The sequence below is a fragment of the Falsiroseomonas sp. E2-1-a4 genome (genome assembly GCF_051433165.1).
In the GTDB taxonomy this organism is placed as follows: Bacteria; Pseudomonadota; Alphaproteobacteria; order Acetobacterales; family Acetobacteraceae; genus Falsiroseomonas.
In genome coordinates, this window is the sequence record NZ_JBHMFS010000015.1 from 16318 (window position 1) to 42992 (window position 26675).

At 70.3% G+C, this 26675-nt stretch carries 24 protein-coding genes; 8 read left to right on the forward strand and 16 right to left on the reverse strand.

The annotated features are described in order from the left end of the window. From ACFHNC_RS16445 to ACFHNC_RS16455, 3 genes are read right to left on the reverse strand one after another with little or no spacing between them, the layout of a single operon-like run. Nucleotides 1-1620: a peptide chain release factor 3 gene (locus tag ACFHNC_RS16445; RefSeq protein ID WP_437170314.1), complete on the reverse strand. Its 1620-nt coding sequence runs from the start codon at nt 1618-1620 to the stop codon at nt 1-3. 39 nt (nt 1621-1659) lie between these two features. Beyond that, nucleotides 1660-2844, reverse strand: coding sequence for a sulfotransferase family 2 domain-containing protein (locus ACFHNC_RS16450; RefSeq protein ID WP_437170315.1), 1185 nt, complete (start codon nt 2842-2844; stop codon nt 1660-1662). A gap of 8 nt (nt 2845-2852) precedes the next feature. After that, the gene (locus ACFHNC_RS16455) at nt 2853-3605 is read right to left on the reverse strand and encodes a hypothetical protein (protein ID WP_437170316.1); all 753 of its coding nucleotides are present in this window, start codon (nt 3603-3605) and stop codon (nt 2853-2855) included. Between the two features lie 195 nt (nt 3606-3800). Between ACFHNC_RS16455 and ACFHNC_RS16460 the strand changes: the two genes are divergently transcribed. Next, complete coding sequence (locus ACFHNC_RS16460) at nt 3801-4238, forward strand: DUF6481 family protein (protein WP_437170317.1); 438 nt, start codon at nt 3801-3803, stop codon at nt 4236-4238. Between the two features lie 61 nt (nt 4239-4299). Here the strand turns inward: ACFHNC_RS16460 and ACFHNC_RS16465 are convergent, their stop codons facing one another. From ACFHNC_RS16465 to ACFHNC_RS16490, 6 genes are all read right to left on the reverse strand, one after another. Further along, entirely contained in the window at nt 4300-5040 is a 741-nt protein-coding gene (locus tag ACFHNC_RS16465; protein ID WP_437170318.1) for a maleate cis-trans isomerase family protein, read from the reverse strand. Next, a complete protein-coding gene (locus ACFHNC_RS16470; RefSeq protein ID WP_437170319.1) occupies nt 5037-6185 on the reverse strand; it encodes an FAD-dependent oxidoreductase in 1149 nt (382 codons plus the stop codon). The genes ACFHNC_RS16465 and ACFHNC_RS16470 overlap by 4 nt, the downstream gene beginning before the upstream one ends. Next, nucleotides 6175-7437, reverse strand: a complete 1263-nt coding sequence (locus ACFHNC_RS16475) for an MmgE/PrpD family protein (RefSeq protein WP_437170320.1) — start codon at nt 7435-7437, stop codon at nt 6175-6177. The genes ACFHNC_RS16470 and ACFHNC_RS16475 overlap by 11 nt, the downstream gene beginning before the upstream one ends. Further along, on the reverse strand, nt 7434-8414 hold the full coding sequence (locus ACFHNC_RS16480) for a Bug family tripartite tricarboxylate transporter substrate binding protein (protein WP_437170321.1): 981 nt from the start codon (nt 8412-8414) through the stop codon (nt 7434-7436). The genes ACFHNC_RS16475 and ACFHNC_RS16480 overlap by 4 nt, the downstream gene beginning before the upstream one ends. Nucleotides 8415-8482: 68 nt before the next feature. Next, entirely contained in the window at nt 8483-9289 is an 807-nt protein-coding gene (locus ACFHNC_RS16485) for an enoyl-CoA hydratase (protein ID WP_437170322.1), read from the reverse strand. A 13-nt stretch (nt 9290-9302) separates the two neighbouring features. Continuing rightward, nucleotides 9303-10490 (reverse strand): CaiB/BaiF CoA transferase family protein, encoded by a 1188-nt coding sequence (locus ACFHNC_RS16490; protein WP_437170323.1) that lies wholly within the window; start codon nt 10488-10490, stop codon nt 9303-9305. A gap of 134 nt (nt 10491-10624) precedes the next feature. Between ACFHNC_RS16490 and ACFHNC_RS16495 the strand changes: the two genes are divergently transcribed. The 3 genes from ACFHNC_RS16495 to ACFHNC_RS16505 all read left to right on the forward strand — a co-directional run bounded on the left by ACFHNC_RS16495 (nt 10625) and on the right by ACFHNC_RS16505 (nt 14630). Continuing rightward, entirely contained in the window at nt 10625-11374 is a 750-nt protein-coding gene (locus tag ACFHNC_RS16495) for an FCD domain-containing protein (RefSeq protein WP_437170324.1), read from the forward strand. 104 nt (nt 11375-11478) lie between these two features. Continuing rightward, nucleotides 11479-12501, forward strand: coding sequence for a TAXI family TRAP transporter solute-binding subunit (locus tag ACFHNC_RS16500; RefSeq protein ID WP_437170325.1), 1023 nt, complete (start codon nt 11479-11481; stop codon nt 12499-12501). 95 nt (nt 12502-12596) lie between these two features. Then, entirely contained in the window at nt 12597-14630 is a 2034-nt protein-coding gene (locus ACFHNC_RS16505) for a TRAP transporter permease (protein WP_437170326.1), read from the forward strand. Between the two features lie 63 nt (nt 14631-14693). On the opposite strand, the gene ACFHNC_RS16510 is transcribed toward ACFHNC_RS16505, so the two are convergent. Further along, nucleotides 14694-15416, reverse strand: a complete 723-nt coding sequence (locus tag ACFHNC_RS16510; protein WP_437170327.1) for an SDR family oxidoreductase — start codon at nt 15414-15416, stop codon at nt 14694-14696. After that, nucleotides 15413-16255, reverse strand: coding sequence for an alpha/beta fold hydrolase (locus ACFHNC_RS16515; RefSeq protein ID WP_437170328.1), 843 nt, complete (start codon nt 16253-16255; stop codon nt 15413-15415). Before ACFHNC_RS16515 ends, ACFHNC_RS16510 begins: the two co-directional genes overlap by 4 nt. Nucleotides 16256-16321: 66 nt before the next feature. Between ACFHNC_RS16515 and ACFHNC_RS16520 the strand changes: the two genes are divergently transcribed. Genes ACFHNC_RS16520 through ACFHNC_RS16535 form a run of 4 tightly spaced genes read left to right on the forward strand, consistent with a single transcriptional unit; the run spans nt 16322 to nt 19864 of the window. Then, the gene (locus tag ACFHNC_RS16520) at nt 16322-16882 is read left to right on the forward strand and encodes a TetR/AcrR family transcriptional regulator (protein WP_437170329.1); all 561 of its coding nucleotides are present in this window, start codon (nt 16322-16324) and stop codon (nt 16880-16882) included. Continuing rightward, complete coding sequence (locus ACFHNC_RS16525; RefSeq protein ID WP_437170330.1) at nt 16879-17916, forward strand: HlyD family efflux transporter periplasmic adaptor subunit; 1038 nt, start codon at nt 16879-16881, stop codon at nt 17914-17916. The genes ACFHNC_RS16520 and ACFHNC_RS16525 overlap by 4 nt, the downstream gene beginning before the upstream one ends. Further along, nucleotides 17913-19145: an ABC transporter permease DevC gene (devC, locus tag ACFHNC_RS16530; RefSeq protein ID WP_437170331.1), complete on the forward strand. Its 1233-nt coding sequence runs from the start codon at nt 17913-17915 to the stop codon at nt 19143-19145. Before ACFHNC_RS16525 ends, devC begins: the two co-directional genes overlap by 4 nt. A 17-nt stretch (nt 19146-19162) precedes the next feature. Further along, a complete protein-coding gene (locus ACFHNC_RS16535; RefSeq protein WP_437170332.1) occupies nt 19163-19864 on the forward strand; it encodes an ATP-binding cassette domain-containing protein in 702 nt (233 codons plus the stop codon). Nucleotides 19865-19867: 3 nt separating this feature from the next. On the opposite strand, the gene ACFHNC_RS16540 is transcribed toward ACFHNC_RS16535, so the two are convergent. From ACFHNC_RS16540 to ACFHNC_RS16560, 5 genes are all read right to left on the reverse strand, one after another. After that, nucleotides 19868-20857, reverse strand: a complete 990-nt coding sequence (locus tag ACFHNC_RS16540; RefSeq protein WP_437170333.1) for a Bug family tripartite tricarboxylate transporter substrate binding protein — start codon at nt 20855-20857, stop codon at nt 19868-19870. Beyond that, on the reverse strand, nt 20854-21420 hold the full coding sequence (locus ACFHNC_RS16545) for a hypothetical protein (RefSeq protein ID WP_437170334.1): 567 nt from the start codon (nt 21418-21420) through the stop codon (nt 20854-20856). Before ACFHNC_RS16545 ends, ACFHNC_RS16540 begins: the two co-directional genes overlap by 4 nt. After that, nucleotides 21417-22697 (reverse strand): 3-isopropylmalate dehydratase large subunit, encoded by a 1281-nt coding sequence (locus ACFHNC_RS16550; RefSeq protein WP_437170335.1) that lies wholly within the window; start codon nt 22695-22697, stop codon nt 21417-21419. The genes ACFHNC_RS16545 and ACFHNC_RS16550 overlap by 4 nt, the downstream gene beginning before the upstream one ends. Nucleotides 22698-22795: 98 nt before the next feature. Continuing rightward, nucleotides 22796-23926, reverse strand: coding sequence for a peptide chain release factor 2 (gene prfB, locus ACFHNC_RS16555; protein ID WP_437170336.1), 1131 nt, complete (start codon nt 23924-23926; stop codon nt 22796-22798). Between the two features lie 74 nt (nt 23927-24000). Beyond that, the gene (locus ACFHNC_RS16560) at nt 24001-26595 is read right to left on the reverse strand and encodes a penicillin-binding protein 1A (RefSeq protein WP_437170337.1); all 2595 of its coding nucleotides are present in this window, start codon (nt 26593-26595) and stop codon (nt 24001-24003) included. Nucleotides 26596-26675: the final 80 nt, after the last annotated feature.

Below are 26675 nucleotides of genomic sequence, written 5' to 3' on the forward strand. Positions count from 1 at the left end.
TCAGCGCACCATCGCCACCAGCCCGCTCTGTTCCCGCACCGCGTCGAAGCGGAGGTCTGGAAACTCCTCCTCCGCCCGCTTGCGGCGCCAGTCGCTGCCGAACAGCGCGACGTATTCGCCGTCATGGTCGGTGGCGGTGTCGCTGCGGTTGGTGGCGGCCCATTTCTCGATGGCGGCGCGGTCGCCCTTCGGCGCGGAGATCCAGCGCATGGTCTGCCAGCGCGTCTCATCGAAGCCAGCCGGCACGCTGTATTCGAAGGACAGGCGGGATTTCAGCACATCGAGCTGCAGCTGCCCGACCACGCCGACTACCGGGGGGGACCCATCCAGCGGCCGGAACACCTGCACCACGCCTTCCTCCGCCAACTGGTCCAGCGCCGTGCGCAGCTTCTTGGCCAGCATCGGATCGCCCAGCCGCACATGCCGCAGGATTTCCGGCGCGAAGCTCGGCACGCCGCGGAAGTTGATGTCCTCGCCTTCCGTCAGCGTATCGCCGATCCGCAGCGTGCCGTGGTTGGCGATGCCGACCACATCGCCGGGCCAGGCTTCTTCCGCCACCTGGCGTTCCTTGGCGAAGAAGAACAGCGGCGCGTTGACTGGCACCTGCTTGCCGGTGCGCACCTGGCGCAGCCGCATGCCCTTGGTCAGCCGGCCGCTGCACAGCCGCACGAAGGCCACGCGGTCCCGGTGGTTGGGGTCCATGTTGGCCTGCACCTTGAAGACGAAGCCGGTCAGCTTCTCCTCCGCCGCATGGACGGGGCGCTTGTCGGATTCGCGGTCGCCGGGCGGCGGGGCGAAATCGGCCAGGCCTTCCAGCAGATGGCCAACACCGAAATCGCGCAGCGCGGAGCCGAAATAGACCGGCGTCAGCGTGCCCTCCCGGAATTTCGCCAGGTCGAACTTCGCCAGCCCGGCCTCGGCCAGCAGGATGTCCTCATAGAGCTGGGTCGCGCGCTCCTCGCCGACCAGCTCCGCGATCTTCGGGTCGTCCGGGCCGCTGACCGGGATGCCGCCTTCCTCCGTCGCATCCACCGGCATCAGCCGGCTGGCGAGGATGTCGTAGGTTCCCCAGAAGGTGTTGGCGCGGCCGACCGGCCAGGCGACGGGGGCGGCGTCCAGCGCCAGGGTCTGCTGGATCTCGTCGATCAGCTCGAAGGGGTCGCGCGCCTCGCGGTCCATCTTGTTGACGAAGGTGACGATCGGAATGTCCCGCAGCCGGCACACCTCGAACAGTTTGCGGGTCTGGCTCTCGATGCCCTTGGCGGCGTCCAGCACCATCACGGCGGCATCGACGGCGGTCAGGGTGCGATAGGTGTCCTCGGAGAAGTCTTCGTGGCCCGGCGTGTCCAGCAGGTTGAACACCATGCCATCGCGCTCGAAGGTCATGACGCTGGTCGCGACGGAGATGCCGCGATCCTGCTCGATTTTCATCCAGTCCGATCGCGTGCGGCGGGCATTGCCCTTGGCACGCACGGCCCCGGCCAACTGGATGGCGCCGCCCTTGAGCAGCAACTTCTCCGTCAGCGTGGTCTTGCCGGCGTCCGGGTGGGCGATGATGGCGAAGGTGCGCCGCCGGGCGGCTTCGCGCGCGACGTTGTCGAGGGCCGGGGTGTCACTCATGACGGGGGCTATAGCCTGTCGTGCGGCAAGGGCGAAGGCTTACCGGAGAAGCCCGTCCGGATCGGGCAGGGCGATGTTGGTGCCGTCTGCCACCAGCCGCAGCGGGCCGGCCCCCTCCGGCAGGCGCAGCCGGAAGCCGCAGCAGCCGCAGGCAAAGCGGGCGGCCTCCGGGCCTGGGTGGAAAAGCTGCGCGCGGGTGGCGCCGAGCGGCGTTTCGCCCGCCATCAGCCGCAGCGTCACCGGGCGGGTGGCAAACAGGTCGGCCGCCCAGCCCTGCACCAGGCCGCCTTCCGCCCGCAGCACCTGGCCCATCAGGTTGACCGGCGCGGGGCTGGGGCGCGGCGGCTGGGCGAGGAAGGCGGCGACCTCGGCATAATCCGGCCCGGCCAGCACCGCGGCCACCCAGAAGGGCAGGGCGTCGTCGCCGCGGAATTCATAGCGCTCGAACACCGCATCGCCGGCGCCTTCCGCCAGGGAGGACTGGCAGCGCTGGAAGGCGGCCAGGGCCGAGTCGAACGCCGCACCCTCCGCCGCGCAATCGGCGTCCAGCCTGGCGCGGGCGGCCTCGTACAGAGTTTGGTCGGTGGCGAACAGGCTGCGATGCGCCGAGGCCTCGATGCGTGCCGCCGCCCGCGCCGCCTCCTGGGCCGCGTCCAGCCGGGTCACGTTGCGCGCCAGATGCACCGGCGGCGCCCAGCCGAGGCGGCGGGCGATCAGCAGCAGGGACCGCTCGAATGCCTCCGCCACGCCCACCACGGCGATGGTGTGGTGCAGGTTGGCGAGCGCCGCTTCCAGCAGCGGCTGCTGCGTGCGGCCGCCGATCTGCTGGGCCTGCGCATTGCCGCCGCCATGCCGGCGGGTGAGGAATTCCATCGGTCCCAGCGCACCGGACAGGATCTCCACCCGCTGCGCGTGGTGCGGGTAGCTGAAGGCGTAGAAATACTCGGACAGCGCCCGCTCCACCGGGTCCCGCAGGAGGGTGAAGTACAGGCAGGGCTCGGCCAGCGCCGCATGCAGGCCGAGATACTGGTGCCCCGTGTAGAGCCTGATATCCGTCGTTCCCGCCCGTGCACGCGCCTGCGCCACCATCTGCGCCATCGGCCGGGGGTCGCCATGGCCAAGGTCGAAGTAAAGGACATGCTTCGCGCCATATTGCCGGGACAGCACGGTGCGCAGCGTGGAGCCGGCGGTCTTCGGCACATGCAGGAAGACGTGGTGCGGCATGGTCGGCGTCAGGCTCGGCGCACCTGCGGCGTATTGTTGGAGATGGCCAAGGCGGCGGCCGCCATATCCTCCCGCTGCTGCACCTGGCCAGGCGCCAGGCCCATTTCGGCAAAGGCCTGGCGGAAGATCAGGACCGGTTCGGCGTAGCCCTGGCCGCGGGGCAGATCGAGCCGCGTGCCTGGGTCCGGCAGGCGGATCACGGTGCCACCCTCCAGATCCAGCCGCTCAGCCTCCCCGACCTCGATCACAAGCAGCCGCAGCTTGGCGCCGATCTGCGCGCGCACGGCGTCGAACAGCGCCTGCGGCGGCATGCGGCCGTTCAGCAGCGGGTTGCGCCCGCCATCCGGCGTCTGCCCACCCCAGCCGCCATAGATTCCGTTCAGCACCGCCAGCGGCCGCTGCGCCCGGTCCAGATCCGACCAGAGCCTGCCAAACAGCGCCGTGTATTTCGCGTTCATCTGGTCCACTGCCGGCTGGGTTATCGGCAGGACCTCACCGCCATTGCGATCGAAATCATGATGGTGCAGGAGGTTGAGGCGGCGATTGTAGACGCTGCGCGTGCCATTTTCCGGCTCCGTCACAACCAGATCCTCAAGCCCGACCCGGAAGGGCTCGTCGCGTCGCAGCAGCGCCAGCATGGATTTCACCGGGGTGATCCACCAATCGAAGGGATAGGCCCGGTCGGTTCCGAGGTGGTGGCGCAAATTCCAGGTCATGCGGCAATTGGGGCCGAGGCTGAAGACCAGATCCGGTGCGTGCATGCCCTGGCGGGTCCCTATCCTGAGCCATCATCGCGAGGCGGCATGCTTTATGGGCGAGCGGGCCATGGCACAAGCCGTGCAGGGGCTATGCCCCGGCGGGAAGTGGCCCGGCCGCGGCCCGCCCATGCCAGATCTGCACCGGACGCGCAGCGATCCCCCCTTTTACAAAAGGGGCACAAGCGGTAGATAAGGGAAATGCAGGCACGAAAACTGTTCGACTTCAATGACCGCCGCAACGCTGCGGAAGAGGCCCGAAAGAAGACCGCGGAGAAGTTCCAGGCGCTGAAGTCGCGCCTCGACGATCCCGAGGTCCAGCGGAAGATGGCGGAGCAGAAGGCAATCGCCGATGCCCGCGCCGCCCGCATCGCGGAACGCGCGGCCGAGAAGGCCGCCGAGGCCGCCCGGATCGCCGCCGAGAAGGCCGCCGCCGAAGCCGCTGCCGCGGTCGCGCGCCGCGAGGCCGAGCGCTTGGCCGTCGAGGAAGCGCAGCGCGCCCGCATCGCCGAGATCGACGCGCAGAACCGCAGCGTCATCCTCGATGCCGAGAAAAAGGCTCGCGCCTTGGCGGTCGCCGCCGAGCAGAAGGAAAAGCGGGACGCCCGCTACGCCGCCCGCAAGCAGCGCGGCAAGTAGGGCCTGAGCGCGATGACTTGAGGCGCAATCGCCGAAAAGTCTGAATCGCGCGATCCGCCGGCTAAAGCGCCCGGGCGAGTTCCGGGCAGCAGGCCGCCAGCGTCGGGCAGGCGGTGAGGCCGAGGCGCTGCGACACCGCAAAGGCGCAGGCCAGGTTGGAGGACAGCATCGGCACGCCGATGCGCCCCTGCATCCATTGCATCGCATCCAGCGTCGGCATTCCGGTGCCGGACAGCAGCACGGCGCAATCCGCTGGCGGCGCCAGCCGCGCCAGGCCATCGGCCACCTCCTCCGGCGACATCTCGTAGGCGCGAAAGGTCTCGGACAGTTTGAAGCTGTCCACCAGCGTCAGCCCGGCGGCGCGCCAGTAGCGCTCCGCGCGTTCGGTCAGCCAGCCCGGATAGGGCGAGACCAGCAACAGTTGTGGCCGTGCCAGGACCTCCAGGGACAGGGCGATGGCGCGCGCCGCCAGAACCACCGGGCGCCCCGCGGTCTCGGATAGCCGGTCCTGCAGCGCCGCATCCTCCGCCGGCGGCACGGCGTAGCTCGGCCCGGTCAGGCCGACCACCACCGCATCCAGCGCCAGCGCCCCGAAATCCCCGAGCGAGGCGGCCATGGCGGCCGGGTAGGCGGCGTTGCGCTGTTCGAGCGTGGTGCCCGGCATCACCGGCAGGCGGGTGACATGCAGCGCGGCTTCCGGCACCAGCAGATCCCGCATCTCCGGCTCCACCGCCGGATTGGCCGATGGCGCCAGCAGGCCGATGCGATGCGTCGGCACATGGCGGGGCGCGGGCCAGGTCATCGGGGCATGCCGATCCGGGCCAGGTCGAGCATCGAGGCCTGCCGCGCCCAGATGCGCTGGCCATCCTGCGAAAGGGCGGCCATCCGCGCCACCTCATCCGCCGGGTTTCCGGCCACGCGGCTATCGGTGCGCGGCAGCAGCGCGTCGCGCACCACGGCGAGGCGCGCATCCGCCCAGTCCTGCAACAGCCGATCCGGCTCCCCGCCCAGCACCAGATCCAGCGTGGCGGCCAGCGTCATCGCGTCATGGATGCCGGCATTCATGTTCATGCCGCCGCGCGTGTTGGTCAGATGCGCGGCATCGCCCGCCAGCAGCACCCGCCCGGCACGATAGGCGGTGGCCATGGCGCGGGTCACGCCATAGACGTCGCGGCCCGAGATTTCCATCTCGGCCGCGGCCGGCAGGAAGCGGGCGATGCGGGCGCGGGCATGGGCTTCCGCCATCGCATCCCTGTCCGACATCTCCGGCGCAATGCGAAAAATCAGCCGCCAGTTCTCCGGCATCCGCAGCAGGGAGCAGGAGCCGGTTTCGTCGAACAGGTAGCCGAGCCCGTCCAGCCCCGGCAGCACATCCCGCAGATCCAACGGCGTCAGCAGCCGCAGCACGCGGTGGGCGTAGTCGTTCGTCTCGGCCTCGATTCCCGCCAGGCCGCGCAGCGCGCCGGAGGCACCGTCGCAGCCCACGGCGTAGCGGGCGCGATGGGTGCTGCCATCCGTCGCACGCAGCGTGACGCCCGCCGCATCCTGCGTCAGCGCCGTCACGCCCGCGCCGAAGCGCACGCTGCCGGTGGGCAAGGCGGCGAGCAGGGCAGGGGTCAGGTCCTGCTGTTCGCGGTGCCAGCGGAAGGGAAAGCCTGTCTCGGCGCCCAGGATGCCAAGGTCGATGCCAGCTTGCGCGCCCGTATCCACCCGCTGCCACAGGATACGGTCCACCCGCACGCCGCCCGGCAGCAGCGGCGCCAGCACGCCCAGTTCCTCCAGCGCATCCAGGGTCGGCGGATGGAAGGTGGAGGCGCGGGAGGCGGTGGACAGACCCTCCCGCTTCTCCAGCACTCGCACCGCCACGCCGCGATGGGTCAAGGCGAGCGCGAGGGTCAGGCCGACGGGGCCGGCGCCGGCGATCAGGACCTCGGTCTCACCGTACATCGAACAGACCCTCCGCCGGGGCGTCCGTTAGCAGCGCGGCGATGGCGCGGGCGGTTCCGGCCTCGCCCAAAGCGGGGGTGGCGAAGCGGGTGAATTTGGCGATGGTCTCGGCCTCGGTCATCGGGTGGCCGGGGTCGCCGGTGACGTGGTGGATCGTCTCGGACAGGCCATTGATGGTGACGGTGGCGCCGCGCCGACCGGATTCGGTCATCGCCGCATCCTCCCGCAATTCCACCGCCGCCTCCAGCGCGCGCAACGCCGGATCGGCCAGCGCGGAGTCCGTATAGGCGGCCGGGCCGAGATCGCCCTGTGCCAGCGCGGCGGCCACCGCCCAGCTCAGGCTGAACTGCGCCGAGATCGCGGCGCGCGGTGCGCGGTTGCAGGCATAGCGCAGCGCCTCGGCATAGGTGGCGATCGTGATGCGCCCCGGTGGGCCGGACAGGCGCGGGCGCAACACCAGCGCCGCCGCGGCGGCGTAATGCGCGTGGCGCACCCCGGCGAAGGGTTTCTGGTACGCCTCCTCCAGCAGCCACTCGCCAGGCGGGGCCACCGCCGCTGGCGTCTCGTGGCCCAGCGCGAGGCGCCGCGCCTCCGCGAAGCCGGCCTCCGGCGCATCCATCCCGGCGGCGGCGGCGGCTGCCGCCATCTGGCCGAGCAGCGCGGCATGCGCCGGGTAGCTGTTGCGCCCATCCATGCCGGCGGCGATCGGCGCATACATCGCGAAGGGGATTTGGCAGGCGGCGAGGCGCACCGCGCGCGCCACCCCCGCCGCATCCAGCCCCATCAGTCGCGCCGCGCAGGCGGCGGCGCCGAGGCTGTGCCAGGACCCGTCGACATGCATCCCCGGCCGGATCCGCCAGGCCTCCCCGGCGCGGGCCGCAACCTCATAGCCGAGCGCGAAGGCGGCCAGCGCCAGGGCCGGGTCGGCGCCCTGCGCGCGCGCCACCAAAGCGAGCGGCGCGACAGGCAGGGCAGGGCGCCCATGCGCGCGGGCCAGCCCTTCATTCGCCTCATCCCAGCAGGTGGCAGCCGCCAGCACCGCGGCGGCGCCGGCCGGCGCCAGATGCGCGCCGCCGAGCGCGAAGGCGCCGGGAAACCCCGCCTGCATCGCCTGCGCGAAGCCGGCGACGCGCGGATGGCCGAGGCCAGCCAGCGCGCAGCCGAGGCTGTCCAGCAGCAGCAGCCGCGCCTTCGCCGCCGCCGCGCCCTGCGGCCCGCCAAAGGCGGCCGGAATCGTCTCGAACAGGCTCAATCCGCGCGGGCGCCCGAGCGCGCCACCGCATCCCGCCACACGCGGCGCTCGCGCGCCATCAGCGGTGCCAGGGCGGCGCGGCCCTGCGGCATGGCATCGGCCTGGCGCTGTTCCAGCAGCGCCGCCCAGTCCGGGCTTTCCAGCACCTGGCGGAAGCCGGACTCCAGCGCCGCCAGCATCGGCTCCTCCAGCTTCGACTGCGCGAAGATGCCGTACCAGGGGCTGGCATCGAAGCCGGGGAGCGTCTCCGCCACCGCCGGCACATCCGGCATGGCGCGGAAGCGGCGGGCGGAGGTCACGGCGATGGCCCGCAGCGCGCCACCCGGCCCGACCTGGGGCGCGGAGGTGGCGAGGCCGTCGAAGGCCACGGGGATGGTGCCGGCCACCATATCCGTCAGCAGCGGGGCGCTGCCGCGATAGGGCACATGCGTCATTTCCAGCCCGGCCGCGGAGCGCAGCAATTCCATCGAGAGATGGGTGAAGGACCCCACGCCGTTGGAGCCATAGGGCATGCCGCCCGGCGTCGCCTTGGCCTTGGCGATCAGCTCCGCCAGGCTGATCACATCCGGCAATGCGCGGGGCGAGACCACCAGCAGGTTGGGCTGCTGCGCCAGCATGGCGATGGGCGTGAAATCCTCGTCCGGGTCGTAGGAAAGGCGGGCGAACATCGCCTTGTTGATGGCGATGATGCCCTGGGTCGCCACCAGCAGCGCATGGCCATCCGGCGCGGCGCGCGCCACGGCTTCCGCCGCCAGGTTGCCACCGGCGCCGGCCCGGTTCTCCACCACCACGGGCTGGCCGAAGACCGGGGTGAGGCGGTCCGCCACGGCGCGGGACAGGATGTCCGTCAGCCCGCCCGGCGCGAAGGGCACCACCAGCCGGATCGGCCGGCTCGGTCGCCACGCGCCCTGGGCACGCGCCACGAAGGGCGTCCCAAGGATGCTGCCGAGAATAAGGCGGCGTGTGGTGCGGGGCATTGGCGGGTCTCCGTAACGCAACCCGTCACATGCACCGGACCCCGCCGCCCGTCCAGCGCCCAGCTTGGTCAGCGGCCCTTGAACTGGGGCGGCCGCTTTTCCATGAAGGCGCGGCGGCCTTCCACATAGTCCTCGCTGGCGAAGCAGGCCTTGACCATGGCGTCGCAGGCGGCCTCGTTGGCCTCGCCGCGATCCTTCAGCGCCTGGCCGATGATGAACTTCGCGCTGCCCACCGTCAGCGGCGCATTGCCGGCGATGGTTTTGGCGTAGTCCGTCACGAAGGCCTCGAGCTGGTCGTTCGGCACCACGCGGTTCACCAGGCCCATCACGCGCGCATCCTCGGAGGACCACTTCTTCGCTGTGAAGAAGATCTCCTTGGCGAAGGACGGGCCGACCAGATCGACCAGCTTGCGGAGGCCATGCAGCGGATAGCCAAGGCCGAGCTTGGCCGCCGGCACGCCGAAGCTCGCGCTCTCGCCGCAGATGCGCATGTCGCAGCACACGGCGAGCGCGGTGCCGCCGCCGATGCAATGGCCCTGGATCATGGCGATGGTGGGCTTCGGGCAGTCATAGACCGCGTCATAGGCGCGCGCGGTCTGCGCCTGGTAGGCGGCCACCGCGGCCTCCCCGCTGCGCTCGGATTCGAACTTCGAGATGTCGGCACCGGAGACGAAGGCGCGGCCGCCCGCGCCGGTCAGCACCACCACGCGCACCGCCGGATCGGCGGTGTAGTCGGCCATGATCCGTTCCAGCGCTTCCCACATCTCCATCGAGACGGCGTTGTGCCGCTCCGGGTTGTTGAAGGTCACCCAGCCGATGCCGTCCGCCTTGCGGGCCAGCATCTTCTCCGAACCCGTCACGATCATGCCGTCCATCTTACCTGCTCCTTCAAACCACGTGGCGGGCGCGGAGGTCGGCGATGGTCGCCGCATCCAGGCCGAGACCGGCCAGCACTTCATCCGTGTGCTCGCCGATCGCCGGCGGATGCGTCACGATGTTCGACGGCGTGCGGGACATGTCGATCGGCTGGCCGACATAGGCGACCTCGCCGCGATTGCCGCCATTCAGGGTTTTCGCGATGCCGAGATGCTGCACCTGCGGGTCCGCGAAGACCTCATCCACCTTGTAGATCGGGCCGCAGGGCACGCCCTGGTCGTTCAACGCCTCGACCCAATACGCGGAGGTGTTGGTGACGGTGACGGATTCGATGCCCTCGTTCAGCACGTCGCGGTTCTTGCTGCGGGCGTCGCCGCTGACGAACCGCTCATCCTTCACCCATTCCGGCTTGCCGAAGGCCTGGCAGCACCGCTCCCAGATCCGCTGGCCGGTGGCGGCGATGTTGATGTAGCCGTCGCTGGTCTTGAAGACGCCGGTGGGAATGCTGGTCGGGTGGTTGTTGCCCGCCTGCTTCGGCACCTCGCCCTGCATCAGCCAGCGGCTGGCCTGGAAATCCAGCATGAAGATCTGCGCCTGCAACAGGCTGGTCTGCACCCACTGGCCCTTGCCCGAAACCTCCCGCTCCAGCAGCGCGATCATGATGCCCTGGGCGGCGAACAGCCCGGCGGTCAGGTCCGCGATCGGGATGCCGACGCGCACCGGACCCTGGCCCGGCAGGCCGGTGATGGACATCAGCCCGCCCATGCCCTGCGCGATCTGGTCGAAGCCCGGACGGCCGGCATAAGGGCCATCCTGGCCGAAGCCGGAAATGCTGGCATAGACCAGCTTCGGGTTCACCGCGGACAGCGCTTCATAGTCGATGCCGAGGCGCGTCTTCACGTCGGGGCGGAAATTTTCCACCACCACATCGGCCTTTTCGACCAGCTTCTTCAGCAGCGCGACGCCGTCCTTGTCCTTCAGGTTCAGCGTCATGCCGCGCTTGTTGCGGTGCAGGTTCTGGAAGTCGGAGCCCATGCGCGGGCCACCCATCGGGTCGCCCTGGTCCAGCCCTTCCGGCATCTCGATCTTGATGACGTTGGCGCCCCAATCGGCCAACTGCCGCACGCAGGTCGGGCCCGAGCGCACGCGCGTCAGGTCGAGGACGGTGAAGCGGGACAGGGCGGTCGATGCCTGGGGCATCGCGGACGATGATGCCTGGGGCATCGCATCGGTGGGGGCCATGGCGTTTCTCCTTCGGTCAGGCAATGTCTAGCATCAGCCTTGCCCGCGGCAAACTGTTGACAGCCTGCACTTGCCAAAGCCAGTTTTCGAGAATGGAGGAAGACCCCATCCAGCCCGAATCCCCGCCCACGGCGCTCGACATCGTGCGGACGCGCTCGCTCGCCTCCCTGGTTTCGCAGGAACTGGAGGCGATGATCCTCTCGGGCGCCCTGCCGGCCGGGGAAAGGCTGAACGAACAGCAGCTTGCGCTGCGCCTCGGCGTCTCCCGCGGCCCGGTGCGCGAAGCGGTGCGCGGGCTGGAACGTTCCGGCCTCGTGGTTTCCGTCCGCAACCAAGGCAGCTACGTCCGCAGCGTCAGCGCGACGGAGGCGCTGGAGATCTATGACCTGCGCGCGGCGCTGACCGGCTTGGCCTGTGCCCGCCTGGCCGGCACGGCAACGCCGGCGAAATTGGCGGAGCTGGGCGCGCTGGTGCAGCGGATGGAGGCGGCCTGGGCCGCCGATGCCGCCACCGAATACTACGCCGCCAACCTCGATTTCCACGCAGCGCTGCTGCAGGGCGGCGGCCCGCGTGGGCAGCGTCTGTACGAGGACCTCGGCAACGAGCTGCATCTGTTCCGCCGCCGCGCGCTGGTGGAGCCGGAGAACATGCGGGAGAGCAACGCGGAACACGCTGCCATCCTGGCCGCCATAGCGGCGGGCGATGCGATGGCCGCCCGCACGGCGGGGGAGGCGCATATCGCCGGCGGCAAGCGCCGCTTCCAATCCACCGATGCCAGCGGACCTGCCGCCCTGGCGCAGGCGGCGCCCAGCACCCGCCGCCGGGCGCGGCGCTCGGCCTGAGGGGGCCGGCTGCACCACCACTGCTCGTCGCCGGGGTGTTGTCGCAAGCCCCGATCCCTGCCTACTGTGTCGACGCTGGCAGACTTCAATGAGGCAGAAAAAAAATGAACGAATTCACCCTGACGCGGCGCGGCCTTGGCCTCGCTGCCGCCGGCGCGGCCCTGGTGCCCGGCCTGGCATCCGCCCAGGCGCCGCAATTCTTCCGCATCGGCACCGGCTCGGCCGGCGGCACCTACTATCCGATCGGCGGCATCATCGCGAACGCGATCTCCTGCCCCCCGGGCGCGCCCTGCAACGCGGCTGGTGCGACCGATGGCGTGCCCGGCATGGTCGCCGTTGCGGTGGCAACGCAAGGCAGCGTGCAGAACGTCAACCTGATTCAGTCCGGCAATGCCGAGGCCGGCTTCACCCAGTCCGACGTCGCGCATTGGTCCTTCACCGGTACCGGGCTGTTCGAGGGCCGTCCGAAGGTGGACCGGCTGCGCTTCGTGGCCCACCTGTTCCCGGAACACATCCACGCCGTGGTGCGCCGTGACAGCACCATCCGCAGCTTCTCCGACCTGTCCGGCAAGCGCATCGCCATCGGCCTGCAGGCCAGCGGCGCGCGCATCGGCGCGGAGATGATCCTGGAGGCCAATGGCCTGCGCGCGGGCCGCGAATACACCGCGGAATTCCTGAACCAGGCGCAGGGGACGGAGCGGATGCAGGACCGTGGCCTGGACGCGACGTTCACCGTGGTCGGCTACCCCGCCGCCGCCTTCACCGAATTCTGCAGCCGCGCCGGCTGCCGCATCCTGCCGATCACCGGCTCCGAGGCGCAGAAGGTGATCGAGCGCGCGCCCTTCTACGGCACCGGCACCATCCCGCGCACCGCCTATGAGGGCCTGGAAGCCGACATCCCGACCCTGACCGTCGGCGCCGTGCTCGCGGTGCGCGATACGGTGCCGGAGGAGACGGTCTACGCCATCACCCGCGCGCTGTGGTCGAACACCACCCGCGGCCTGCTGGACCGTGGCCACGCCAAGGGCCGCGAGATCGTCAAGGAAGGCGCGCTGACCGGCCGCGGCGTTGTGCCGTTCCACCCGGGCGCCGAGCGCTACTACCGCGAACACAACATCCTGCGCTGATCCGCGCCGGCTGAGCCTACCCCGCCCGGCCCGCGCGCAAGCGTCGGGCCGGGCGCTGCGTTTTGACTGATTTCTTGTAGCCCGAGGCCCCGACAATGAGCGGTCATCAACCCGCGCCCAACAAGCTTGACCTGGAAGCCGCGGCGCGGCTGGAGAAGGAGGTCGATACCGAACTGCGGTTCCGCGACCTGAAGGGCTTCACCGCCGGCCTGGTCTCCGTCTCGCTCGTCGCGCTGTCTGTCTTCCACTATTACACTGCGGGCTTCGGCATCCTGACCGAGCATTGGCACAAGGCCATCCATCTGGCCGCCGTGCTCAGCCTGATCTTCCTGCTGTTCCCGGGCGGCCTGATGTCCGTGGGTCCGCGCATCGGTGGCGTGCCGGTGCTGGACTGGATTTTTGCCGGATTGATCATCGCGGCCACGGTCTATCTGCCGCTGATCTTCGACGACCTGACCTTCCGCATCGGCAACCCATCCGAGACGGATGTGGTGATGGGCACCATCATGGTGGTGCTGGTGCTGGAGGCGACGCGGCGCGCGATGGGGCCGATCCTGCCCATCATCGTCTGCGTCTTCATCGCCTATGCGCTGTGGGGCAACCACCTGTCCGGCGTGCTGGCGCATCCCGGCTCCGACTGGTCCGGCTTCGTCAACCATGTGTACCTGACCGGCGAGGGCATCTTCGGCATCCCGGCCAAGGTGGTCGCCACCTTCGTCTTCCACTTCGTGCTGTTCGGCGTGATCGCGACAAGGATGGGCCTCGGCCAGTTCTTCATCGACCTCGCCAGCGTGGTGGCCGGGCGCTATCCGGGCGGGCCGGCCAAGGTGGCGGTGCTGGCATCGGCCATGTTCGGCTCGATCAGCGGGTCCTCCATCGCCAACACCGTCACCACCGGGTCGCTGACCATCCCGGCCATGAAGAAGATTGGCTACAAGCCGCATTTCGCCGGCGCCGTGGAAGCCGCGGCCAGCGCGGGCGGGCAGATCACGCCACCGATCATGGGGGCTGCCGCCTTCGTCATGATCGAGTTCCTGGAAATCCCGCTGACCACGCTGCTGATCGCGGCCGCGGTGCCGGCGGCGATGCATTTCTGGGGCGTCTTCGTGCAGGTGCATTTCGAGGCCAAGCGCCTGGGCCTGCGTGGCATGACGGAGGAGGAGATCCCGAAGCTGTGGCCGACGGTGCGCGATGGCTGGCCCACCGTGATTCCGCTGGTCGCGCTGGTCTGGGTGATCGTCGATGGCTACACGCCCTATCTGGCGGCCTTCGTCGGCATCACACTGTGCGTCATCGTGGGCTTCCTCAACCCGCGCAACCGGCTGACGTTGCGCGACCTGTGGGACGCGCTGGACATGGGCGCGCGCTATGCGCTGGCGGTCGGTGCGGCGGCGGCGGCGGTCGGCATGGTGGTGGGCGTGGTGACGCTGACCGGTGCCGGCTTCCGCGTCGGCTTCATCGTGACGCAGGCCGCCGCCAGCACCGCGCAGTGGTTTGTGCCCCTGCTCGACATCCTGCCCGAGGGCTTCGGCAGCCTGGCGGGGCTGACGCTGTTCCTGACACTGCTGTTCGTGGCGATGATCTGCATCGTCATGGGCGCGGGCATCCCGACCACGGCGCTGTACATCGTGCTGGCGGCGATCGCGGCGCCGGCCGTGATCCAGCTCGGCGTGCCGCCTTTGGCGGCGCATCTGTTCATCCTGTACTACGGGATTCTCGCGGACCTCACGCCCCCGGTCTGCGTCGCGGCCTATGCCGCGGCGGGTATTGCGGGATCGAACCCCTTCCGCACCGGGCTGACGGCGTTCCGGCTGGGGGCTGCCAAGGCCACCGTGCCCTTCGTCTTCGCCTATGCGCCGGTGATGCTGATCATGGTGGATGACTTCACCCTGGGCAGCTTCCTGTTCGTCACCATCACCTGCGCGCTCGGCGTGCTGGTGCTGGGCATCGGCCTGACCGGCTACGCCTTCACCCATATGGGCATCGGGTCGCAGATCGGCCTGGTGCTGGCGGCGCTGATGACGATCACGCCGAACGGGCCGCTGACGATGGTGGGTGTGGCCATCGCCGTGCCGATCTTCGTCTGGAATTTCTTGCGTAGTCGGCGGGAAAGGGCGGCGCTGGCCTGAACGGGCTGGCGCCGGGTTCCAGGGCGCCGGGTCAGACCGTCACAGGTTCAGACCGTCACGGGTTCAGATCGGCGCCAGCCCCACCGTCAGCCCGCCGCACACATACAGCACCTGGCCGGTGACGAAGCCGCTGCGCCCGTCCAGGAAGAACTGCACGCCATTGGCCACATCCTCCGGCGTGCCGAGCCGCTTCACCGGCACCCCCTCGATGATCGCCCGCGTGCGCGGGCTGTTGTCCGGATTGGCGCGCTTGAACAGCTCGGTCGCGATCGGCCCCGGCCCGATGGCGTTCACCGTGATGCCGTCCGCCGCCAGCTCCAGCGCCCAGGTCCGCGCCAGGCCGATCAACCCGGCCTTGCTGGCGCCATAGGCGGTGCGCAGCTCCTTCCCGAGCGCGGCGCGGGAGGCGATGTTCACGATCCGCCCGAACCCCGCTGCGCGCATCGCCGGCAGCAGCGTCTGCGCCGAAAGCACGGCGCTGCGGAGGTTCACCTCCATCACCGTCGCCAGATCCTCGACCGAGGTTTCGGCCAGGGAAGCCGGCTTCACCACGCCCACATTGTTCACCAGCCGCGTCGGCGCGTGGCGTTCGGCCACCTGCGCAAGCACCGCCCGCGTCGCGGCCAGATCGGCGAAGTCGCATTCGAAGAAATCCTCCACCGGCAGCGGGGCCTCGGGCGGGCGCAGATCCAGGTTCACCACCCGCCAGCCCGCCTCCGCCGCGCGCTGCGCGATGGCGCGGCCGATGCCGCCCGAGCCGCCGGTAACCAGGACCGTTTCCGTCACGTGAAGCTTTCCTCCAGCCATCCCGCCAGGCGATCCGCCAGGCGTTCCCAACCCATGTCGAGCATCATCGCATGCCCCATGCCATCCAGCAGTGCAAAGGGTGCGGCGTGCCAGGCGGCGGTGCGGACCACGGCATCCGGCGGCACCAGCGGGTCGCGCCTGCCGCCGAACACCACGGTGGGTTTGCCGAGGCTCCAGGCCGGCGGCACCGGCTGCGGCGCCTGTGCTTCCAGCAGCGCGACGCGGCTTTCACCCCCCATGCGGGACAGGTGGTGCAGGGCCAGCGCTTCCGGCATCGCCGGGCCGAACAGCGCGCGGCGCAGCACCGCGGCTTCCGCTGCCGCCCCACCCGGCTCCGTCATCCGCGCCACGGCGCGCCACAAGGGCGGGTCGGCCATGGCGAGGCGCCAATTCGCCCAGGCCAGCCCCTCCGGCGGGGCCGGGGCCAGCAGAACCTGGCCCGCCACCTCCGGCGCATCCAGCACCCGCTGCGCCACCAGCCCGCCCAGCGAATGGCCCACCAGCACCACGCGCCGGTGCAGCGAATCGATGGCCGCGCGGGCATCCGCGGCGTAATCGGCCAGGCCTGCCGGGGCGCGGTTGCGGAGCGTGGTGAAGCCCGGGGCGAATACCGCGTGGCCCGCCGCCGCCAGCCGCGCGCCGAACCCCTCCGCCCAGACCCAGGCGCCGCAGGACGCGCCATGCAGCAGCACCAGCGCCGGCGCGCCCGGGCGGGGCGCGGGCGGGTCCCAGGCCAGCATGGTGCCACGGGCGAAGTTCAGTTCGAAGGGATCGGGGGCGCGCATCGCTGCCATGGTGGCAAGGCGTGCTGCCGGCATCAACCTCGGAGCAACTTTCCCCCGAGGCGGGTTGAAAAACCGTCCGGACGGTACAGTTAATCCGGAATGGTCGATTCCCACGCCAATTCCCGCACCCGCATCCTCGATGCCGCCGAAGCCATCGTGCAGGCGCGCGGCGTCCATGCCCTGACGCTGGAAGCGGCGGCGCGCGATGCCGGCATCTCCAAGGGCGGGCTGCTGTACCATTTCGCCTCGAAGGAGGTGCTGCTCGGCACCATGCTCGGCCGGCTCGCAGCGGTGCTCGAGGCGGATTTCGCCGCCGCCGTCGCCGCCCAGCCGGAAGGCCGCGGCCGCGCCGCCCGCGCCATGCTGGCCTGGGCCTTCAACGAACCGGTCGCCGCCTGCGCGCAGCATGACCGCGCCGCGGCGGTCTTCCTGGCCGCCTTCCACCACGACCCGGCGTTGCTGGACCCGGTGCGCGCCGTCTTCGCCGCGATGCGCGCCGCGATCGCCGTGGATGGGCTGCCGCCGGGGGTTGGCCAGGCCATCATGTGCGCAACGGACGGGCTGTTCATGGTGCATGTCTTCGGCCTGTATGCGCTGAACACGACCGAACTGGCCGATCTGCGCGTGGCGCTGGAGAGGCTGCTGGAGACCACGCCATGACCCGGACGCGCCTCGCCACTGGCGCCCTGCTCCTGCTGGCCCTGGCCGTGGCCGCCTGGTGGATGCTTGGCAACGGCGCCACGCCGGAAGCCACGCCCGCCACACCTGTCGCCCAATCCCCCGTCGGCGTCGGCGCGCTGGGGCGGGTGGAGCCGGCGTCGCGCATCCTGCGCCTGGCGCCGGCCGGGGGGGTGGAGGGTGCGCGCATCGCCCGCCTGCTGGTGGCGGAAGGCGATGCCGTGGCCGCCGGCCAGGTCGTCGCCGAATTCCACGACGCCGCGCTGCGCGATGCCGCGCTGGCGCAGGCGGAGGCGCAGCTGGCACAGTCCCGCGCCCGCCTGGCCCGCACCCGTGCCGCCGGCCGCGCCAGCGAGGTCGCGGCCCAGCGTGCCCGCGTCGAGGCGCTGCGCAACGCTGAGGCCAGTGCCCGACGCGAGGCGGAGCGGGCGGAGCGCCTGCAGCGCAGCGGCGCGGGCGCCGAAGCCACCGCGGAGCGCAACCGCTTCGCCGCCAACCAGGCCCGCGCCGAGCGGGCGGAGGCGGAGGCTGCGCTGGACACCCTGCTCAGCCCGCGCCCCGAGGACCTCGCCTTGGCCGAGGCCGAATACACCGCAGCCGAAGCCGCCGTGGCCCGCGCCCGTGCGGAGGCCGGCATGGCCCGGCTGCGCGCCCCGATCGCCGGCACCGTGCTGCGCGTGCTGACCCGGGCCGGGGAGGCGGTGGGCAATGACGGCGTGCTGGAAATGGCCGACCTGACGGCGATGGATGTGGTGGCGGAGGTGTTCGAGACTGACCTGCCACGCCTGCGCCAGGGCGCGGCGGCCGAGGTGGTGGTGCCCGGCGAGCCGCGCCGCTTCGCGGCCACGGTGCGCGAGATCGGCTGGCAGGTGCGCCGCACCACCCAGGCCGGGACCGACCCCGTCGCCGCCGTCGATGCGCGGACGGTGGAGGTGCGGCTGACACTGGCGCCCGATGGCGTCGCGGCGCTGGCGCGGCGGTCGAACATGCAGGTGCAGGTGGCGATCCGGCCATGAACGCCACCACCACCCTTGTCGCGCGCCGCGCGCCTACCGCTGCGGTGCGGCGCCCGCCGGGGCTCGCGGCCTCCGCGCTGCTCGCGGTGCGGCTGGCCTGGCGGCAATTATGGTCGGAGAAGGCGCGGCTGGCCTCGGCCATCGCCGGCGTGATGTTCGCCTGCGTGCTGGTGTTCATGCAGCTCGGCTTCCGCGCCGCCTTGTTCGACAGCGCGACGGCGCTGATCGCTGCCATGCGCGGCGATCTGTTCCTGATGCACCCGCTCACCACCGCCAGCTTCCGGTCCGAGCCGATGCCGCGGGCGCGCGCCTGGCAGGTGCTGGCGCTGCCGGAGGTGGAGCGCGCCGTGCCGATCTATCTGGCACAGGCCACCTGGCGGAACCCCGAGACCGGCACCCGCCGCGCCATCCAGCTCATCGGCGTGGATACCGATGCCGGGGTGCTGGATTTCCCAGGCCTGGCGCCGCTGCTGGACCGGCTGAAACGCGCCGACACCATCGCCTTCGACATGCGATCCCGCCCCGAATTCGGCGCCGTGCCGCAGATGCTGGCGGAACGCGGGCCGTTCGAGGTGCAGGTCGGCAATCGCGACATGGAGGTGGTGGGGCTGATCGAGATCGGGCCATCCTTCGGCGCGGATGGCAACATCGTGCTCTCAGACACGAACTTCCGCCGCGTGGTGAAGGAAAGGCAGGTGTCCTCCATCGACCTCGTCGCCATTCGCCTGCGGCCGGGCGCGGATGCCGCGGCCGTGCAGGTGCAATTGCGCGCCTTGCTGCCGGCGGATGTGATGGTGCTGACCCAGGCGGAGCTGACGGCGCATGAACGATCCTACTGGGAGGATACGACGCCGATCGGCTTCATCTTCTCCTTCGGCAGCCTGATGGGCCTCGTTGTCGGCATGGTCATCGTCTATCAGATCCTGTTCAGCGACATCGCCGGACACCTGAAGGAATATGCGACGCTGAAGGCCATGGGCTATTCCAATGGCTATCTCGGGCAGGTTGTGCTGGGGGCGGCGCTGATCCTCGCGCTGGCAGGCTTCGTGCCGGGACTGCTGGTCTCTGCCCTGCTGTATCATGTGGTCGGCACCGCCACCTTCCTGCCGCTGACCATGGACGTCGCACGCGCCAGCACGGTCTTCGTGATGATCTTCACCATGTGCGCGGTGGCCGGGCTGCTGGCGATGCGGAAGCTGCGCGATGCCAATCCGGCGGACATGTTCTGATGGCCGCTGAAGCGCCCATGGAAGCCCCCGTCCTGCTGCGCAACATCACCTTCGCCTATGGCGAGGGCGAGCTGCGCAAGGCGGTGCTGCGCGAAGTGGACCTGACCGTGGCGCCCGGTGAAATCGTGCTGCTGACCGGCCCCTCCGGCAGTGGCAAGACCACGCTGCTGACGCTGATCGGCGCGCTGCGCGCCATGCAGGATGGCAGCGCCCGCGTGCTTGGGCAGGAACTGAAGGGCGCCAGCGAGGCCGACCGCGTGCGCCTGCGCCGCAACATCGGCTTCATCTTCCAGAACCACAATCTGCTGGGCTTCCTGACCGCGCGGCAGAATGTGGCGATGGCGCTGGAACAGGATGCGGCGCTGGGCGAACGCCAACGCCTGGCCCGCGCCGCGGAATTGCTGGGGCTGGTGGGGCTGGAGGATCACCTGGAAAAACTGCCCTCGCAGCTTTCCGGCGGTCAGCGCCAGCGCGTTTCCGTCGCCCGTGCGCTGGCGGCGGAGCCCGGCCTGGTGTTGGCGGATGAGCCCACCGCGGCGCTCGACAAGGCGAGCGGGCATGAGGTGGTGATGCTGCTGCGGGAACTCGCGAAGTCGCGCGGCGTGCCGATCCTGCTGGTCACGCACGACCCGCGCATCCTCGACATCGCCGATCGTGTGGTGGCGATGGAGGATGGGCGGATCGTCGGTGCCAGCGCGGAGAGGAACGCGGCAGCGTAGCCTCTATTCCAGCTTCACATTCCCCAGCCGCACCGCCTCCCGGTAGATGTCCAGCTCGTCGCGGATCACCCGGCCGTAGAAGGCGGGTGTGATGTCGGCAGCGGGCGGGATCACCGCGCCCAGGCTGGTCAGCCTTTCCCGCACCGTGGGGTCCGCCAGCGCGGCGGCCAGCGCGGCGGCCAGCTTTTGCACCACGGGCGCCGGGGTGCCGGCGGGCGCCAGGTAGCCCAGCGTCGTGCTCAGCTCCGCCTGCACCAGCCCGGCCTCGCGCAGCGTCTGCACATCCGGCAGCAGCGGGGACCGGCTGGCGGAGGCGATGCCGATGATGCGCGCGCGGCCATCCATATGCAGCGGCAACGCGCTGGAAAGCTGGTCGAACACCACCGGGATGTTGCCGGCGATCAGATCGTTCAGCGCCGGGCCGGTGCCGCGATAGGGCACATGCACAAGGCCCGCGCCGGTGCCGGCGTTGAACAGCTCGATCGCCAGATGCGCACCGGAGCCGATGCCCGCGGTGCCCGCGGACATGCCGCCCGGCGTCGCCTTGGCGCGTTCGACGAAGGCCGCCAGCGTGGGTGTGGTGATGTCCTTCGCCACCATCATCACGATCGGCACGCGATAGGCCATGCCGATCGGCGCGAAGTCGCGCAGCGGATCATAGGGCAGGTGGGCCATCGCCACCGGGAAGATGGAGACCGGGGCGGTGCCGGTCAGCAGCATGGTGTAGCCATCCGGCCGCGCCTTCGCGACCAGGTCGGTGCCGACGATGCCGCCCGCGCCGGCGCGGTTGTCCACCATCACCTGCTGTCCCAGCGCCTGGCTCATCGCCGGCTGCAGCAGCCGCGCGGTGAAATCGACGTTGCCGCCCGGTGGATAGCCGACGACGAGCCGCACCGGCCGGTCCGGGAAGGTTTGCGCCCGGGCCGGGCCGGTGGCGAGGCTTGCTGCGGCGAGGCTGGCGGCGGTGAGCAGCGTGTTGCGGCGTGTGGTCATGCCGGTTCTCCTTCCCTGTTTTTGGCGCGGCGCGCCGCGACGCTTGTGGCGCGACGCGCCGCGAATTCGCTCTCCAGCAGCGGGATCGACCCGCCCGCGTGCCAGATCTGGACCATACGTTCGGAAAATGGATTGGCGTGCAGCACGCGCCCATCCGGCAGCGTCACCCGGCCTGTGGCCGGGTCGGCTTCCAGGATTTCGCCATCCTGCACGGCGGCGTGGATGCCGGGGCAGATCATCACCGGCAGCCCGTGGTTCAGCGCGCGGCGCAGGAAGCCGGAATCGCAGGACTCCACCACCACCACGGCGATGCCGGAGGCACGCATGGCGACACTGACTTCGACATGATTGTGATGCGCGAAGTTGCGCCCGCCGACGACGATATCGCCCTTGCGCACCTGCTGCGGAAATTCGGGACGCAGCCGCCGAAAGCACATGGCGCGCAGCGCGTCCTCGTCGAATTCCTTGCCGAAGCTGTCACGGATGATGGCGAATTCGATGATGCCGTCGTCGCCATGCACATCATCGCCGAATTTCCAGACGCGGCCGCGCGGCGTGGTCATGCCGTGGCCTCCGCCAGCATCGCGCGGGGATCGACGATGCACCCCGCCACGGCGGAAGCCGCAACCACCGCCGGGCCGGCGAGATAGACGCGGGAGGACCGCGCGCCGTTGCGGCCGTGATAGTTGAACTGCTGGGTGGAGATCAGCACCTCGTTCTCGTTCAGCACGCCCTGGTAGCCCCAGCAGGTGGTGCAGCCCGGGGCGAGGATGGTGGCGCCGGCCTCGGCCAGCACTTCCAGCAGCCCCTCCCGCGCCGCTTCCACATAGACGCCGCGGCTGCCAGGCGTGACATACAGCGTCACATGCGGCGCCACCTGGCGGCCGCGCAGCAGCCGCGCGGCTTCCCGCATGTCGTCCAGCCTGCCATTGGCGCAGGATCCGATGGTGGCCTGGTCGATCCGCAGCCCCGCCGCCTGTTCCACCGGCACCGCGCCATGCGCGTCCGGCGGCACCGTGACCATTGGGGCGATGCTGCCGAGGTCGTAGATCAGCCGCGTCATGTAAGCGGCATCCGGATCGGCGCGGACCACCTGCCAGGGCCGCCCGGCGTCACGCGCCCGGACATACTCCAGTGCCCGCGCATCCGGCTCCATGATCCCGGTATAGGCGCCGGAGTGGAACAGCGAGGCGAGGATCGCCTGGCGGTCATCCAGGCTCAGCGCATCCAGGCCCGGCCCGTCGAATTCCACGCAGCATTGCAGAAGCCGCCCATCGGCGGTGCAATCTCGTAAAATGGTCTGGATCACATCCCGCGCCGTCACGCCAAAGCCGAGCCGGCCGGTCAGCGTGATGCGGGCGGAGGGGGGCACCGCGATCCAGTTCTCGTCCTGGATGAGGGAGACCAGAACCTCCGTCGAGATCGGCAGGTTCAGCGCGCCCAGCGCGCCGATGCTGGCGATGTTGCCCTCATCGGAGAAGATCAGCGTACCCGGCCGCGCGAAGCCGCGCTCCGTCAGCACCAGATGGCGCAGGCCGTTGCCGGGGCCGAAAAAATTTTCGATGCCCTGCTGCGCGCACCAGTCGCGCAGCGTGCGGTGGGTCTCGTGGTGGTGCGATCCCATGGCGGCGGAGGTTGAATGGTCGATGACCATCACCGCCTTGTCCGGGCGCGGAATGCGATCCACGCCGATGCGTTCCAGGTTGCGCTTGTGGCCGTGCCAGAACAGTTCCTGGCAGGCGGTGTAGTCAGGCGAGACGGTGACGTATTCGCCGACGGCGACCTGCTCCCGCCCGCAATGCGCGGCGATGATTTTTTGCGCGATGGTTTGCGCGGCCACCGTCATCCACCCTCCTCGCCGGTCTCTGCGCGGCGTTACCGGGAGGGTTTATAGGTCAGTCTTATGGCCGATGAACAGAGGCCCGGTCCGGGCCCGGCTCAATCCGCCTTGGCGCTGGCCTCGGACCGCGTGGTCCCGACGCGCTGGGCAAGGGCGGCGGCCATGAATTCGTCGATCTCGCCATCCAGCACGGCGGCAGGGTTGCCCTTTTCCACGCTGGTCCGCAAATCCTTCACCATCTGGTAGGGTTGCAGGACGTAGCTGCGGATCTGGTGGCCCCAACCGATATCGGTCTTGCCGGCTTCCACCGCATCGCTGATCGCCTCCCGCTTGCGGAGCTCCAGTTCGTAGAGCCGCGCCTTCAGCATATCCATGGCGATGACGCGGTTCTTGTGCTGGCTGCGGTCCTGGGTGGAGGCCGCGACCACGCCCGTGGGAAGGTGCGTGAAGCGCACGCCCGATTCGGTTTTGTTGACGTGCTGCCCGCCGGCGCCGGAGGCGCGGAAGGTGTCCGTCTTGATGTCGGCCGGGTTGATCTCGATCTCGATCCGGTCGTCGATGACGGGATAGACATAGACACTGGCAAAGCTGGTCTGCCGCCGCGCCGCGGCGTCGAAGGGGCTGATGCGGACCAGGCGGTGCACCCCGGTTTCCGTCTTCAGCCAGCCGAAGGCGTTGTGGCCAGTGACCTGAATGGTGGCGGACTTGATGCCGGCCTGCTCGCCGTCCGACTGTTCGGTGAGCGACAGCTTGTAGCCGCGCTTTTCCGCCCAGCGGGTGTACATGCGCAGCAGCATCTCGGCCCAATCCTGGGCCTCCGTGCCGCCGGCGCCGGCATTCACTTCCAGATAGGCGTCGTTCTGGTCAGCCTCGCCGGAGAGCAGGCTTTCCGTCTCGCGGTGCTTCACCTCGGCCGCGTAGGTCTTGAGGTCGGCAACCGCGGCATCGGCGATGGCGGCATCGCCCTCGGCCTCGGCCAGCTCGATCAGCTCCAGCGCATCGGCGACGTTGCGTTCCAGCGCCTGCACACCCTCGATCTGCGCGGCCAGGCGGTTGCGCTCCCGCATCAGGGCCTGGGCGGCGTCCGCCTTGGCCCAGAGGTCGGGGTCCTCGGATTTCGCGTTCAGCTCCTCCAGCTGCCGCAGCGCCTCATCCCAATTGAGATGGGCGCGCAGCAGGGCGAGGCCCTCGGCGATCTGGATCTTCAGGTTTTCGGCATCGGCGCGCATGGCGGGTTCAGTAGTGCCGGCCTGCGCGTCTGTCGAGACAGCGCAGGCCCCGGGCGCCCGGCCCTTGCGGGTCGCTAATACAAACCACCCAGATTGCTGTCCACGCTGGTCGCCGCGGTGCCAGGCTCGGCCGCCAACGGATCCATCGGCGGGCGGGCGCTGGTTTCGGTGCCGGGCTTGAAGGCCTCGAAGATGGTCTGGCCGTTCGGCAATTGCAGCCGCACCAGCGCCACGCCGGGCGGCGCGCGGAAGGGCAGGGGTGGGCTGTCGCCCAGCGCCGCCGCCACGACGTCACGGAAAATAGGCGCGGCATTGCTGCCGCCGGTCTCGCCATTGCCCAGGCTGCGCGGATCGTCGTGGCCGACCCAGACGGCCACCACGAGGTCCGGGGTGAAGCCGACGAACCAATTATCCTTGAAGTCGTCCGTCGTGCCGGTCTTGCCCGCGACCGGCCGATCTAGCCCGGCGCCGGCCCGCGTCCCGGTCCCGCGCTGCACCACGCCTTGCAGCATGCTGGTCATCTGGAAGGCGGAAACCGGGTCCGTCACCTGCTGGCGGGTTTCGGTCAGCGCCGGCGGGCCGCCATTCGGGTTGCTGTCGCAGGCGGTGCATTCGCGCGCATCGGTGCGCCAGACCAGACGGCCATGGCGGTCCTGCACGCTGTCGATCAGCGTCGGCGTCACCTGCCTGCCGCCATTCACGAAGCTGGCATAGCCGGCGGCCTGGCGCAGCACCGTCGTCTCCCCGGCGCCGAGCGACATGGCCAGCACGCGCTGCATGTTGGGGATGACGCCGAAGCGCGAAGCCACTTCCGCCACCGCGGGCATGCCGACCTGCTGCGCCAGGCGCACGGTCACCAGGTTGAGGCTGCGCTCCAGCGCGCTGCGCATGGTCACCCAGCCCTGCGGCGCGCCGCCGCCATAATTGCCGGGGCGCCACAGGCCCTGGGGTGTCATCACCTCCACCGGGCCGTCCAGCAGAAGCTGGTTCGGCGGGATGCCGGCCTCCAGCCCCGCCAGGAAGACATAGGGCTTGAAGGAGGAACCGGGCTGGCGCTGCGCCTGGCTGGCGCGGTTGAACCAGGACCGTTCGAAGGACCAGCCGCCGACCATGGCGAGCACGCGGCCGGTATTCGGGTCCATCGCCACGACGGCGCCCTCGACCTCCGGCATCTGGCGCAGCGCCAGGCGTTCCGGGCGTGCGGGCGTGCGGCCTTGGGCGGCGGTGGCGGGCAGGGTTTCCACCAGCACGACATCGCCCGGCGCCAGCACATCCTGCATCCGTCGCGGCGCGCCGCCGACGCGGCCGTCCCGCACCGGGCGGGCCCAGCCGGAGACTTCGTCGAAGGGCAGGGAGCCGGTGCGCGGCTGGGCGGCGGTGCGGCCATCCGGGCGTTCCAGCCAGGCCATCCGCGCCTCCCGGTCACGCACCTCGAGCGCCACGGCCAGGCGCCATTCCGGCATCGCGCCGGGCGGGCGCTGCTGCGCCTGCAGGGCGGGCAGCCATTCGGTGGCGCTGGCCGGAATGCGTGCCACCGGGCCGCGCCAGCCGCCGCGCCGGCGGTCATAGGCCAGCAGCCCGTTGCGCAGCGCAATCTCCGCCCGCTCCTGCAACACCGGCTCGAGCGAGGTGCGGACCACGAGGCCGCCCATCGTCGTCTGGTCGGCGCCGAAGCGGGCGATCAGCTCGCGCCGCACTTCCTCGGTGAAGTACTGGCCCACCGGCACCACGTCGGGGCGGCGCTGCGGGCGGGGGATCAGCAGTTCGGCCTTGGCCCGAGTGGCGTCCGCGGCTGGCAGCGCGCCGTCATCCACCATGCGGTCGATCACCCAGTTCCGCCGGCCGATCGCGGCCTCGGGGAAGCGGGCGGGGTTGTAGTTGTTCGGCGCCTTGGGCAGCGCGGCCAGGAAGGCGGCTTCCGCCACCGTCAGCTCATCGAGCGACTTGTTGAAGTAGTTCTGCGCCGCGGCGGCCACGCCATAGGCCTGCTGGCCCAGGAAGATCTCGTTCAGATAGATTTCCAGGATGCGCGCCTTCGGCATCGCCTGCTCGATCCGCAGCGCGAGAATGGCCTCGCGCACCTTGCGCATCAGCGTGCGGTCGTTGCCGACGAGCATGTTCTTGGCGACCTGCTGGGTGATGGTGGAGGCACCGGCCATGCGCCGGCCCGAGCCCAGCTGCTCCAGGTTCGTCACCACGGTGCGCGCAATGCCCAGCGGGTCGATGCCGTAATGCGACCAGAAGCGCTGGTCTTCGGCCGAGATGAAGGCCTGCTGCACATGGCGCGGAATCGCCTCGATCGGCACGAAGACCCGGCGTTCCTGCGCCAGTTCGGCCATCAGGCGGCTGTCGCCGGCATAGATGCGGCTCATCTGCGGCGCCTGGTAATCCGCCAGCCAGCGATAATCCGGCAGCTCCGCCGCGGCGGAGCGGTACAGCGCATAGGCCGCGCCGGCGCCGGTCAGGCCGATGGCGACGGTCAGGATGATGACGGTCTTGGCCAGGAAGCCCATGGTGCCGAAGACCCAGCCCCGGCCGGGGCGAGGGGCCTTGGGAGCACGGGGAGCCTTGGGCGGGCGCGGCGGCTTGCCGGCCGGCGTTTGCGGGTCAGCTGCGCTTGGGCGGCTGCCCACCATCGGGCCTTCGGCGCGGAGGTCGTGGGTGTCCATCGGCTTCCCATACACTGTCCGGCGCGGCGCGGCACATGCCGGCGGCATTGGTCTGCCCTGCACCCGCGGAGACGTGTGCA

Bases quoted from the DNA above. Each gene is read 5' to 3' on its own strand.
- ACFHNC_RS16560 (WP_437170337.1), bottom strand. From the start codon at position 26,595: ATGGACACCCACGACCTCCGCGCCGAAGGCCCGATGGTGGGCAGCCGC.
- ACFHNC_RS16450 (WP_437170315.1), bottom strand. From the start codon at position 2,844: ATGCCGCACCACGTCTTCCTGCATGTGCCGAAGACCGCCGGCTCCACG.
- ACFHNC_RS16505 (WP_437170326.1), top strand. From the start codon at position 12,597: ATGAGCGGTCATCAACCCGCGCCCAACAAGCTTGACCTGGAAGCCGCG.
- ACFHNC_RS16480 (WP_437170321.1), bottom strand. From the start codon at position 8,414: ATGCCCCGCACCACACGCCGCCTTATTCTCGGCAGCATCCTTGGGACG.
- ACFHNC_RS16465 (WP_437170318.1), bottom strand. From the start codon at position 5,040: ATGACCTGGCCCGCGCCCCGCCATGTGCCGACGCATCGCATCGGCCTG.
- ACFHNC_RS16525 (WP_437170330.1), top strand. From the start codon at position 16,879: ATGACCCGGACGCGCCTCGCCACTGGCGCCCTGCTCCTGCTGGCCCTG.
- ACFHNC_RS16460 (WP_437170317.1), top strand. From the start codon at position 3,801: ATGCAGGCACGAAAACTGTTCGACTTCAATGACCGCCGCAACGCTGCG.
- ACFHNC_RS16515 (WP_437170328.1), bottom strand. From the start codon at position 16,255: ATGCCGGCAGCACGCCTTGCCACCATGGCAGCGATGCGCGCCCCCGAT.
- ACFHNC_RS16545 (WP_437170334.1), bottom strand. From the start codon at position 21,420: ATGACCACGCCGCGCGGCCGCGTCTGGAAATTCGGCGATGATGTGCAT.
- prfB (WP_437170336.1), bottom strand. From the start codon at position 23,926: ATGCGCGCCGATGCCGAAAACCTGAAGATCCAGATCGCCGAGGGCCTC.
- ACFHNC_RS16500 (WP_437170325.1), top strand. From the start codon at position 11,479: ATGAACGAATTCACCCTGACGCGGCGCGGCCTTGGCCTCGCTGCCGCC.
- ACFHNC_RS16495 (WP_437170324.1), top strand. From the start codon at position 10,625: ATGGAGGAAGACCCCATCCAGCCCGAATCCCCGCCCACGGCGCTCGAC.
- ACFHNC_RS16520 (WP_437170329.1), top strand. From the start codon at position 16,322: ATGGTCGATTCCCACGCCAATTCCCGCACCCGCATCCTCGATGCCGCC.
- ACFHNC_RS16540 (WP_437170333.1), bottom strand. From the start codon at position 20,857: ATGACCACACGCCGCAACACGCTGCTCACCGCCGCCAGCCTCGCCGCA.
- ACFHNC_RS16445 (WP_437170314.1), bottom strand. From the start codon at position 1,620: ATGAGTGACACCCCGGCCCTCGACAACGTCGCGCGCGAAGCCGCCCGG.
- ACFHNC_RS16455 (WP_437170316.1), bottom strand. From the start codon at position 3,605: ATGCACGCACCGGATCTGGTCTTCAGCCTCGGCCCCAATTGCCGCATG.
- ACFHNC_RS16490 (WP_437170323.1), bottom strand. From the start codon at position 10,490: ATGCCCCAGGCATCGACCGCCCTGTCCCGCTTCACCGTCCTCGACCTG.
- ACFHNC_RS16535 (WP_437170332.1), top strand. From the start codon at position 19,163: ATGGAAGCCCCCGTCCTGCTGCGCAACATCACCTTCGCCTATGGCGAG.
- ACFHNC_RS16470 (WP_437170319.1), bottom strand. From the start codon at position 6,185: ATGTACGGTGAGACCGAGGTCCTGATCGCCGGCGCCGGCCCCGTCGGC.
- ACFHNC_RS16485 (WP_437170322.1), bottom strand. From the start codon at position 9,289: ATGGACGGCATGATCGTGACGGGTTCGGAGAAGATGCTGGCCCGCAAG.
- devC (WP_437170331.1), top strand. From the start codon at position 17,913: ATGAACGCCACCACCACCCTTGTCGCGCGCCGCGCGCCTACCGCTGCG.